The following is a 12005-nucleotide window of genomic DNA, read 5'->3' as shown; positions in this document are numbered from 1 at the left end:
ATATATGAAATTCCTGGTTACAGGTGCGGCAGGATTTATTGGTTATCACGCTGCTGAGCGCTTGTTGGCCGCTGGGCATCAGGTTGTCGGTATCGACAACCTGAATGATTATTACGATGTGGGTCTGAAAATGGCCCGTCTAGATCTGCTTGCGGACAAGCCTGCCTTCCAGTTTATCAAGCTGGATTTAGCCGATCGAGAAGGCATGGCAAAGCTGTTTGCAGAGCATAAATTTCAGCGAGTGATTCACCTGGGGGCACAAGCCGGGGTGCGTTATTCGCTGGAAAATCCGTTAGCGTATGCGGATACGAATCTCATCGGTCATTTAAACGTATTGGAAGGGTGTCGCCACAATAAAGTCGAGCATTTGTTATATGCTTCTTCCAGTTCGGTATATGGCCTGAATCGCAAGTTGCCATTTGCTACGGAAGACTCTGTCGATCATCCAATCTCATTGTACGCGGCGACTAAAAAAGCCAATGAGCTGATGTCACACAGCTATTCCCACTTATATGGTCTGCCTACCACTGGGCTGCGTTTCTTTACCGTATATGGCCCGTGGGGGCGCCCGGATATGGCGCTGTTCAAATTCACTAAAGCTATATTGGCTGGCGAAAGTATCGATGTATATAACCACGGTGAGATGCACCGTGACTTTACCTACATTGACGATATCTCCGAGGCTATTGTCCGGTTGCAGGCGGTTATTCCTCAATCAAATCCAGCTTGGACAGTTGAACAGGGCTCGCCGGCGACCAGTTCTGCTCCGTATCAGGTCTATAATATCGGCAATAGCACGCCCGTGAAGCTGATGGAATATATCAAGGCACTGGAGCAGGCATTAGGGATGGAAGCACGCAAAAATATGTTGCCAATGCAACCTGGCGATGTACTCGATACCAGTGCTGATACTGCGGAGCTCTATCGTGTGATAGGGTTTAAGCCGGAAACGGGTGTTGAAGAAGGCGTGAAACGCTTTGTTGAATGGTATAAGTCATTTTATAAAGTTCAGTAATTGAACAGCGCGTAAAATGCTATAAGGGGCTTAGGCCCCTTTTTTTATGCTTGAGGAAAGGCAGGGTGGCAATTTGGGAGGTGAATGATTGAGATGGCCTGCTTCAGATTATTGTGTAAAACCGGGTTTGTATAAGCTGCCTTTCCAGGCGTTTTAAGCATAACAAAAAGGCTCCCTGGGGAGCCTTTTTAACATGCAGCGGAACGCTATTACAGCAGGAAATCGTCCAGGGATTTACCTTGCTCTTCGATAGCTTTCTTAATCACTGCTGGGGTACGGCCCTGGCCGGTCCAGGTTTTCAGTTCGCCGTTTTCGTCTTTATATTGATATTTAGCCGGACGTGCTGCACGTTTAGCTTTACCTGCTGCTTTAGTTGCAGCCATAGTTTGCAGCAGTTCATTTGGGTCAATACCGTCAGCAATCAGCATTTCACGATATTGCTGCAGTTTACGGGTGCGTTCTTCAACTTCTGCTTGAGCCTGGCTGTCTTCTTCGCGACGTTCGTTCACAACAACTTCCAGTTTTTCAAGCATCTCTTCCAGCGTTTCCAGGCTGCATTCTCTTGCCTGTGCGCGTAGAGTACGGATGTTGTTCAAAATCTTTAATGCTTCGCTCATTGTCCTAGTCTCAAATTATATTGGTGGGGGCGTCTGGATAATAATAGAGTGCTCTTTTCTTTTCTGCAATAGACAAATTGAAAGGAACGCTCAAATTCATCTTTTAAAAAGGCGTAATCAGAACTCTCTGGCAAATATAGGGAGAAGACATAAGTATTACAAGCTCAATTTTTAAGTCAAATTTTCAACAGTGGCGGTATGATTACCGCACCAGAAAGGCATTCAGGACTAAGTTATAATTGTGTTTTATATCAATATTACGATGAGTTTTGTGGGTTAAATCACGTGCTTTAGTATGCAAACACTGTAAACAATGGGGGTATAAGAGTAAAGATAACGTCAAGAACTGTGCTGCTGGCTTTTTTATGCCATTAAATACGCCGAAGCGCTGTCTGCGGGCGTTAATAGATTTAATCCTTTACCAACCCGGCGTCATGCTGGGGGGTTCTCTTCACTGACAGACGATTAATGCCTGATGCTAATCATTAGCAGTAATTAAATGTGATGACAGACAGGGATCGTCCTGTAAATAGATGTAAAAGCGCAGTGGTGCAGAATGGAATGTTTCATTTGAAAGTTTGGTATTCGTTTGCCTGGTTATTGATTAAGTCGGAGGCGTGAGCAGGCCAGCAGGTTATGGTACACTTGGCTTCTGAATCAACGTCTGAATATTTCTTATACCATTGGAGTTACGGGCCCATGGCTCAACTTTATTTTTATTACTCTGCTATGAACGCAGGGAAATCTACCGCGTTGTTGCAATCTTCATATAATTATCAAGAACGTGGTATGCGTACACTGGTGTTTACTGCCGAAATAGACCACCGCTTCGGTGTTGGCAAGGTGAGCTCGCGGATCGGGCTGTCATCCCAGGCACAGCTCTATAATAATGAGTCGATGCTTTATGCGATGATCGCGCAGGAGCATCAGCAGCAACCCGTACACTGCGTCTTGTTGGATGAAAGCCAGTTCTTGACGAAGGAACAGGTCGAGCAGCTATGTGATGTTGTTGACCAACTGGATATTCCGGTTCTGTGTTACGGCTTGCGTACCGACTTCCTGGGTAAGTTGTTCATCGGCAGTCAATATTTGCTGGCCTGGGCGGATAAGCTGGTGGAATTGAAAACCATCTGCCACTGTGGGCGCAAGGCGAACATGGTACTGCGGCTGGATGAAAGTGGGCAGGCGATGCATGCTGGCGAGCAGGTAGTGATAGGCGGTAACGAGAGCTACGTCTCCGTTTGCCGTAAGCATTACAAGGAAGCACTACAGGCACTAGAGTAAAATGTGGGTGCTGTAGGGTACCTCTGGCAGCGTTTTAGCGTGGGGGTAGTTACCTGGCAGTTTGAGGTGCAACGCAAGATAAAAAAAAACCGCCTTTCGGCGGTTTTTTGTTGGTTTAATTAACCGTTATTTCTTGGTCTTTTTTTCTGCTTTAGCCGCAACCGGTGCTGCCAAAACTTCTTCATCAACCGCTTCACTGAACTTACGGCCGTAGAAGGTATCCAGCATGATTTGCTTCAACTCGGCAATCAGCGGGTAGCGCGGGTTGGCACCGGTACATTGGTCGTCAAAGGCATCTTCAGACAGTTTGTCGACCTTAGCCAAGAAATCAGCTTCTGTGACACCGGCTTCACGAATTGACGCCGGGATACCCAGTTCAGCTTTGATCTCGTCCAGCCAGGTCAGCAGCTTCTCGATTTTCTGTGCGGTACGGTCGCCCGGTGCACTCAAGCCGAGGTGGTCGGCGATTTCAGCGTAACGACGACGCGCTTGAGGGCGGTCGTACTGGCTGAACGCCGTTTGCTTGGTTGGATTGTCATTCGCGTTGTAGCGAATAACGTTGGAGATCAGCATGGCATTAGCCAAGCCATGTGGGATATGGAACTCAGAGCCCAGTTTGTGGGCCATTGAGTGGCACACCCCCAGGAAGGCGTTAGCGAAGGCGATACCGGCAATCGTTGCGGCATTGTGCACACGCTCACGGGCAATCGGATTCTTGGCACCTTCTTTGTAGCTGGCTGGCAGATATTCTTTCAGCAATTTCAACGCTTGCAGCGCTTGGCCGTCTGAGTATTCGTTCGCCAGTACTGAAACATACGCTTCCAGTGCGTGGGTCACCGCATCCAGGCCGCCAAAGGCGCACAGGGATTTTGGCATGTTCATCACCAGATTAGCATCAACGATGGCCATGTCTGGCGTCAGTGCGTAGTCAGCCAGTGGGTATTTCTGGCCAGTTACGTCGTCGGTCACTACCGCAAACGGCGTGACTTCTGAACCGGTACCTGAAGTTGTCGTCACGGCAATCATTTTTGCTTTGACGCCCATTTTCGGGAACTTGTAGATGCGCTTACGGATATCCATAAAGCGCAGCGCCAGGTCTTCGAAATGGGTTTCAGGATGTTCGTACAATACCCACATGATCTTCGCCGCATCCATCGGTGAACCGCCACCCAGCGCGATAATCACGTCTGGTTTGAAGGAGTTCATCTGTTCAGCGCCTTTACGCACGATGGACAGCGTTGGGTCTGCTTCAACTTCAAAGAACACTTCTGTTTCAATACCGTGTGACTTCAGAACCGAGGTGATCTGGTCAGCATAGCCGTTATTGAACAGGTAGCGGTCGGTCACAATGAAGGCGCGTTTTGCCCCGTCGGTCGCTACTTCTTCCAGCGCGATAGGCAATGAGCCACGGCGGAAGTAGATTGATTTCGGAAGTTTATGCCACAACATGTTTTCTGCTCGCTTCGCTACAGTTTTCTTGTTGATCAGGTGTTTTGGACCGACGTTTTCAGAGATGGAGTTACCGCCCCAGGAACCGCAGCCCAACGTCAGAGACGGAGCGAGTTTAAAGTTGTACAGGTCACCGATACCCCCCTGAGAGGCAGGGGTGTTGATCAGGATACGCGCGGTTTTCATCTTGTCGCCGAAGAAGGCAACGCGTTCCGGCTGGTTATCCTGGTCGGTGTACAGACAAGATGTGTGGCCAATGCCGCCCATCGCGACCAGTTTCTCCGCTTTGCTGACAGCGTCCGCGAAGTCTTTGGCACGATACATAGCCAGTGTAGGGGACAGTTTTTCGTGAGCGAAAGGCTCGGTTTCATCAACCAGTTTCACTTCACCGATCAGCACCTTGGTGCTTGCTGGCACTTTAATGCCGGCCATTTCAGCGATTTTCGGTGCGGACTGACCAACGATAGCTGCGTTTAAGCCACCGTTTTTCAGGATGATGTCCTGTACGGCTTTCAGTTCTTTACCCTGCAGCATGTAGCCACCGTGGGTAGCGAAACGTTCGCGCACGGCATCATAGATGGAGTCAACCACGATGACAGATTGTTCAGAGGCGCAAATCACACCGCTGTCGAAGGTTTTAGACATCAGAATTGAGGCAACGACGCGCTTAATATCTGCGGTTTCGTCAACCACTACCGGGGTGTTACCTGCGCCAACGCCGATTGCCGGTTTGCCGGAGCTGTAGGCGGCTTTCACCATGCCTGGACCACCGGTTGCGAGGATCAGATTGATGTCAGGGTGGTGCATCAATTGATTGGACAGTTCAACGGTAGGTTGGTCGATCCAGCCTACGATGTCTTTTGGTGCCCCGGCGGCAATCGCTGCCTGCAGCACGATATCGGCGGCCTTATTGGTCGCGTTTTTCGCACGTGGGTGTGGGGAGAAGATAATGCCGTTACGGGTTTTCAGGCTGATTAATGCTTTGAAAATGGCCGTAGAAGTCGGGTTGGTGGTTGGCACGATACCGCAAATCAGGCCAATAGGCTCGGCGATAGTGATGGTACCGAAAGTATCGTCTTCTGACAGGATGCCGCAGGTTTTTTCATCTTTATAGGCGTTGTAGATAAACTCTGATGCAAAGTGGTTCTTGATCACTTTATCTTCAACGATACCCATACCGGACTCTTCGACGGCCAATTTAGCCAGAGGAATACGGGCATCGGCAGCGGCGAGGGCAGCAGCGCGGAAAATTTTATCAACTTGCTCTTGAGTGAAGTTGGCATATTCGCGCTGGGCTTTTTTGACTCGTGCAACTAGCTCGTTCAGTTCAGCGACATTTGTTACAGCCATAATGCTCTCCTGATAATGTTAAACTCTTTCAGTAAATCAGCCGTGCGAGCCACTAGTATAGACAGAATGATGGAAAATGCTGTTTAAAAAACAAAGGCTTTCCACCTTTTTGTGCTGCATGCTGCTGATTTGCTTAAAGAGCTTTACCCGATGCTTCAGCAGGAGAAGACAGCGGGCCGAACAGAGATGCCACTTTTTCCTTAACCTGTTCTACTCCCTGACTACGACTAAGAGCTTAACTACTCTTGGTTAGTGATTTTGTGATTTAAATCATAAAAAGCGCAAGCTGACACCATTCAGCTGTAAGTTTTTGAGAATCATTCTTGATAACTGTGATGTCAGGCACTTTTCTCAACATAAAAAATCATAAACCGTACATTGCTTTAACAATAGTGAATTGTTTTATCATTATGTATATGAATAGATAAAAATCCCGCTCAAGACCCATGGATTACCCGTGGCAATTCCATTACATTAGCGCGCGTAGGCAGTGTCACTTTTAAAGCTATTAAAGCGGAGTCATTTGTGGGCCAATCTCTGTTAGATTTTTCCGGCTTCATTAAATTTTTTGTCGGCCTGTTTGCGCTGGTGAACCCGGTGGGCATTTTGCCGGTATTTATCAGCATGACCAGCTACCAGGCAGCGGCAGGGCGCAATAAAACAAATCTGACCGCTAACCTGTCGGTCGCCATTATCCTGTGGACCTCGCTCTTTTTGGGGGAAGGGATTTTGCGCATGTTCGGCATCTCTATTGATTCGTTCCGAATTGCCGGCGGTATCTTGGTGGTGACCATTGCGATGTCGATGATCAGCGGGAAGCTGGGTGAGGACAAACAGAATAAACAGGAGAAGTCAGAGAGCGCGATCCGCGAAAGTATTGGTGTCGTGCCGCTGGCATTGCCACTGATGGCGGGGCCGGGTGCTATCAGTTCTACGATTGTCTGGAGCTCTCGTTACCACAGCTGGCAAAACCTGTTGGGGTTTACTCTGGCCATTGCGTTGTTCGCTTTCTGCTGTTGGTTGTTGTTCCGTGCTGCTCCACTATTGGTGCGTTTATTGGGACAAACCGGCATTAACGTAATCACCCGAATCATGGGGTTGCTGCTGATGGCATTGGGGATTGAGTTTATCGTTACCGGTATTAAGGCCATTTTCCCGGGGCTGCTCTAATCTGACCGGTGAGCCGCGAATAGGATTATTCGTGGCTCAAATTATTTTTAAAAATTAAAATCAATTATTGGTTCGCATTAATATAGTGCGCAATATGAATGAATTCTATTCAGTTGCACCACAATGTGGCATAAATGCCAATTTGTTGTTCAATAAAACTCCTAAGCGTTGTTTTTAGCCTTTATCTCCCGCCATTATTCCCCTTTTTAACCTACTGAACATCAAATTTGCTGTTAATTTAATCACATCATTCTGTAGGGCTTGTCTCGCTTTCATCCAGGTGTTATTAGTGATTAACCGCACATAAGCAGGTGTTTGTTCTTTGAAGTGCAACTTTGTTAACTGAATGTTTCTTTGCTTGGTGTTTGGGTTTGCTGCGCACGGCTTTCATTGTCTATTTTTAATTTATTGTGATAAAAATCATGATGTTATTGTGATGGCTCGTCTCTCGCCAGTCAGGGGGGAAGATCGTGCTTGATGCAATAAAAGAGAATTGCTTAACATTTCTGTAAAAATTATTGGCTATGGAATTTGCCTTCTGCTAATTTCCGAGCAACTTTCTACGCGTCATTAACCGCATCGCGTCGTCAAAGTGGGAATGATTTTTGCTGGTGCCTGTTATTTAGAATTCTTATAAATACTTCACGAATATCGATAAGCAATGCTTGTTGGTGAAAAGGAGCCTCGATCATGCAGCAAACCCGAAAGCGCACTCCATTGGCGATGTTCATTGCCGGCTTGCTGAGCATCAGCGCCGTTTATTCTGCTCAAGCGGTCGATGTTCCGGCCGGCGTTCAATTGGCGCAACAGCAGAACATTGTCATTAATAACGGCACTGAAGTGGCTTCATTGGATCCGCATAAGGTCGAGGGAATTCCGGAAAGTAATATTATTCTGAACCTGTTGGAAGGGTTGGTCAGCACCGATGCCAATGGGCATGTGGTACCGGCAGCGGCAACCCAGTGGGAAAACCAGGATTTTAAAACCTGGACTTTCCACCTGCGACCCGACGCGGTGTGGAGTGACGGCTCTCCGGTCACCGCTCAAGACTTTGTCTATAGCTGGCAGCGCCTGGCAGATCCGAAAACCGGTTCCCCCTATGCCAGCTATCTGCAGTACGCCAAGATTGAAAATATCGACGATATCCTGACCGGGAAGAAAAGCCCGCAAACGCTCGGGGTTAAGGCTATCGACGACAAAACGCTGCAGGTATCCCTGAGTGAGCCGGTGCCGTATTTTATCAACATGCTGAGCCATACCTCGCTTAAACCGGTAAAGCGTTCGGTTGTTGAAAAGTTTGGCGATAAATGGACGCTGCCGGCGAACTATGTTGGCAATGGCGCTTACCGTTTGAACGAGTGGGTGGTGAATGAGCGCATTGTGCTTGAACGCAGCCCGAGCTACTGGAACAACAAGAAGACGATTATCGACAAGGCAACGTTCTTGCCGATTGCTTCAGAAGTCAGTGACGTCAACCGCTTCCGTAGCGGGGAGATCGACATCACCAACAGTGCTATCCCGCCGAACCTGTTCGTGAAGATGAAGAAAGAGATCCCTGAGCAATTGCACGTTAACCCATACCTGTGCACCTTCTATTACGAGATTAACAACCAGCGCGCGCCCTTTACCGATCCGCGGGTGCGTGCTGCAGTGAAATTGACGCTAGACCGCGACATTATCGCTAACAAAATCATGGGCCAGGGTCAGATCCCTGCTTACAGCTTTACGCCAACCTTTACCGAAGGCGCCAAATTCACTGCGCCAGAATGGGCAGGGTGGAGCCAGGAACAGCGCAATGCCGAGGCGAAGAAGCTGCTGGAGCAAGCGGGTTTCAGCGCAGCCAAGCCGCTTAAGTTTACGCTGTTGTACAACACCTCAGATCAAAATAAGCAGCAGGCCATCGCCGCCGCTTCGATGTGGAAGAAAAACCTTGGTGCTGAGGTTACGCTGCGCAATCAGGAGTGGAAGACCTCGCTGGAAAGCCGCCATCAAGGCCAGTACGACGTGGCACGTGCTACCTGGTGCGGCGATTACAACGAACCCAGCGCTTTCCTGAATCTGGTGCTCTCCAACAGCAGCATCAACACAATTTTTTATAAGAGCCCAGCGTTTGACGCCATCATGGCCAGCACGCTAAAAGCGCCGGACGAGGCTGCACGAGCAGCCCTGTATCAGCAGGCGGAGGCTCAGTTGGATAAAGACTCGGCGCTGATCCCGGTGTATTACCGCGTTAGCGCACGCCTAATCAGACCGTCGGTGGGGGGCTTTACGGGTAAAGATCCACTGGATTACACCGATGTGAAAAACCTGTACATCATCAAGCAGTAACGAGGGGTATTACGTCACGCAAACAACGGTGAGTAATACAGGGAAGGCCAACTGCCGTATTCGTTCCTCGGCAGTCGGTTTAACAAGGTCCGCTCACGGGCAACGCAGGCTCCACGATGAGCCTGTGATAATAAAAACTGGAGTATACACATGACCAACATCACGAAAAAAACCATCCTTGCTGCCGGCATCATTGCCGCGCTGGGCATCACAGCAACCGGAAGTGCTTTTGCGGCCGATGTGCCGGCGGGCGTGCAACTGGCGGACAAACAAGAGATCGTTAAAAACAACGGTTCGGAAGTACAATCCCTTGACCCACATAAAATCGAAGGCGTACCGGAAAACAACGTAACGCGTGACCTGATGGAAGGTTTGGCTAACAACAGCCCAGATGGTTCTATCGTGCCGGGCGTTGCGGAAAGCTGGGATAACAAAGATTTTAAAGTGTGGACCTTCCATCTGCGTAAAGATGCAAAATGGTCGAATGGCAAGCCGGTAACGGCACAAGATTTCGTGTATAGCTGGCAGCGTGTTGTTGATCCGAAAACGGCTTCGCCTTATGCCAGCTATCTGCAATATGCTCACGTAGAAAACGTGGATGACATCATCGCCGGCAAGAAAGATAAATCAACGCTGGGCGTAAAAGCCATCGACGATCATACCTTCCAGGTTACCCTGACCGAGCCAGTACCTTACCTGGTCGAAATGACGCCACACTATGCGATGAAGCCAGTATTTAAAGAGGCCGTCGAGAAGTTTGGTGAGAAGTGGACCTTGCCACAAAACTACGTCAGCAATGGTGCTTACAAGTTAAAAGATTGGATTGTTAACGAACGTATTGTCCTGGAACGTAACCCGGAATATTGGGATAACGCGAAAACCATCATTAATAAAGTCACGTTCCTGCCTATTTCATCGGAAGTTACCGATGTGAACCGCTACCGCACCGGCGAAATCGACATGACCTATAACAACATGCCGATCGAACTGTTCCAGAAGTTGAAAAAAGAGATCCCGAAAGAAGTTCACGTCGATCCATACCTGTGTACTTACTACTACGAAATCAATAACCAGAAAGCGCCGTTTACCGACGAACGCGTTCGCGAAGCGCTGAAACTGGGTCTGGATCGCGACATCATCACCAACAAAGTGAAAAACCAGGGCGATCTGCCGGCTTACAGCTTCACGCCTCCTTATACCGATGGCGCCAAACTGACTCCGCCTGAGTGGTTCAGCTGGACACAAGAAAAACGTAATGAAGTGGCGAAAAAGTTGCTGGCTGATGCAGGTTACGGCCCAGGCAAACCACTGACTTTCTCTTTGTTGTACAACACCTCAGATCTGCATAAGAAGCTGGCGATTGCCGCAGCCTCAATCTGGAAGAAAAATCTGGGTGTGGATGTGAAATTGGTGAACCAAGAGTGGAAAACCTTCCTGGATACCCGCCATCAGGGGACCTATGACGTAGCGCGTGCCGGCTGGTGTGCGGACTACAACGAGCCTAGCTCGTTCCTCAACATGATGCTGTCTGACAGCAGCAGTAACACCCCGCACTACAAGAGCGCCGAATTCGATAAGTTGATGGCCAATGTGCTGACAGCGAAAACCAAAGAAGAACGTGCTGAGCTTTATCAGAAAGCTGAAGTTCAGTTGGATAAAGATTCTGCCATCGTTCCGGTTTATTACTATGTGAATGCCCGCCTGGTGAAACCTTATGTTGGGGGTTATACCGGTAAAGACCCGCTTGATAACGTGTACGACAAAAACCTGTACATCATCAAGCATTGATACGGTAAGCGCCGGCGGTGTGAACCGCCGGCCTATGTTGTAAATAATAAGCCGTTATCAGGCTGCAGCACAGGGTTAGGGCAATGCTTAAATTTATATTTCGTCGCTTATTAGAAGCGATCCCGACACTATTTATTCTTATTACCATCTCATTCTTTATGATGCGCTTGGCGCCCGGTAGCCCATTTACTGGCGAACGCGCGTTGCCGCCGGAAGTGATGGCCAATATTGAGGCCAAATATCATTTGAACGATCCGATCTGGAAGCAGTACGGCCATTATTTGGTTCAGCTGTCGAAGGGCGATTTCGGGCCATCATTCAAATACAAGGATTATTCGGTCAATGACCTCGTGGCTGCCTCTTTCCCGGTATCTGCCAAATTGGGTCTTGCCGCGTTTTTGTTGGCCGTGATCCTGGGCGTAAGTGCCGGTGTCATTGCCGCGTTGAATCAAAATACTAAATGGGACTATACGGTGATGGGCTTTGCCATGACCGGGGTGGTTATACCCAGTTTCGTGGTGGCACCGTTACTGGTTCTGATTTTTGCCATCACGCTGAAATGGCTGCCGGGTGGCGGTTGGAACGGTGGCGCGCCGAAGTTTATTATCTTGCCCATGGTGGCGTTGTCACTGGCCTATATTGCCAGCATCGCTCGTATCACGCGGGGGTCGATGATTGAAGTGCTGCATTCAAACTTCATCCGTACTGCTCGTGCCAAAGGGTTACCGATGCGCCGCATTATATTGCGCCATGCGTTGAAACCTGCGTTATTACCGGTGCTTTCTTATATGGGCCCGGCATTTGTCGGCATTATCACCGGCTCGATGGTGATCGAAACCATCTACGGTCTGCCTGGCATCGGCCAGTTGTTTGTTAACGGCGCGTTGAACCGTGACTACTCTCTGGTATTGAGCCTGACCATTTTGGTGGGTGGCCTGACTATTCTGTTTAACGCGATCGTTGATGTGCTGTACGCCGTTATCGATCCAAAAATTCGTTATTAA

8 protein-coding genes are annotated in these 12005 nt (G+C 48.9%); 6 read left to right on the top strand and 2 right to left on the bottom strand.

Annotated features, from left to right (window positions below; all coding sequences use genetic code 11):
- Nucleotides 1–4 precede the first annotated feature (4 nt).
- Nucleotides 5–1015: an NAD-dependent epimerase gene (locus tag JOE25_RS07860; protein ID WP_209633886.1), complete on the top strand. Its 1011-nt coding sequence runs from the start codon at nucleotides 5–7 to the stop codon at nucleotides 1013–1015.
- A 209-nt stretch (nucleotides 1016–1224) separates the two neighbouring features.
- Here JOE25_RS07860 and hns read toward each other — a convergent pair whose 3' ends face one another.
- Complete coding sequence (gene hns / locus JOE25_RS07855; protein ID WP_006321188.1) at nucleotides 1225–1632, bottom strand: histone-like nucleoid-structuring protein H-NS; 408 nt, start codon at nucleotides 1630–1632, stop codon at nucleotides 1225–1227.
- A 699-nt stretch (nucleotides 1633–2331) separates the two neighbouring features.
- Between hns and JOE25_RS07850 the strand changes: the two genes are divergently transcribed.
- Nucleotides 2332–2916 carry a thymidine kinase gene (locus tag JOE25_RS07850; RefSeq protein ID WP_209633884.1) on the top strand — a complete coding sequence of 195 codons (585 nt, stop codon included), beginning with the start codon at nucleotides 2332–2334 and terminating at the stop codon, nucleotides 2914–2916.
- Nucleotides 2917–3042: 126 nt separating this feature from the next.
- Here the strand turns inward: JOE25_RS07850 and adhE are convergent, their stop codons facing one another.
- A complete protein-coding gene (gene adhE / locus JOE25_RS07845; RefSeq protein ID WP_209633882.1) occupies nucleotides 3043–5715 on the bottom strand; it encodes a bifunctional acetaldehyde-CoA/alcohol dehydrogenase in 2673 nt (890 codons plus the stop codon).
- Between the two features lie 525 nt (nucleotides 5716–6240).
- Between adhE and JOE25_RS07840 the strand changes: the two genes are divergently transcribed.
- From JOE25_RS07840 to oppB, 4 genes are all read left to right on the top strand, one after another.
- Nucleotides 6241–6885, top strand: a complete 645-nt coding sequence (locus JOE25_RS07840; protein WP_037425714.1) for a YchE family NAAT transporter — start codon at nucleotides 6241–6243, stop codon at nucleotides 6883–6885.
- A 690-nt stretch (nucleotides 6886–7575) separates the two neighbouring features.
- Nucleotides 7576–9213 (top strand): ABC transporter substrate-binding protein, encoded by a 1638-nt coding sequence (locus tag JOE25_RS07835; protein ID WP_209633880.1) that lies wholly within the window; start codon nucleotides 7576–7578, stop codon nucleotides 9211–9213.
- Nucleotides 9214–9363: 150 nt separating this feature from the next.
- A complete protein-coding gene (gene oppA, locus JOE25_RS07830) occupies nucleotides 9364–11001 on the top strand; it encodes an oligopeptide ABC transporter substrate-binding protein OppA (RefSeq protein WP_209633878.1) in 1638 nt (545 codons plus the stop codon).
- 83 nt (nucleotides 11002–11084) lie between these two features.
- The gene (gene oppB, locus JOE25_RS07825) at nucleotides 11085–12005 is read left to right on the top strand and encodes an oligopeptide ABC transporter permease OppB (RefSeq protein WP_209633876.1); all 921 of its coding nucleotides are present in this window, start codon (nucleotides 11085–11087) and stop codon (nucleotides 12003–12005) included.

Source organism: Serratia sp. PL17, from assembly GCF_017832355.1.
Taxonomy (GTDB): Bacteria; Pseudomonadota; Gammaproteobacteria; order Enterobacterales; family Enterobacteriaceae; genus Serratia.
Note: the sequence above shows the minus strand (reverse complement) of the source record. Positions and strands in the feature narration are given on the sequence as shown.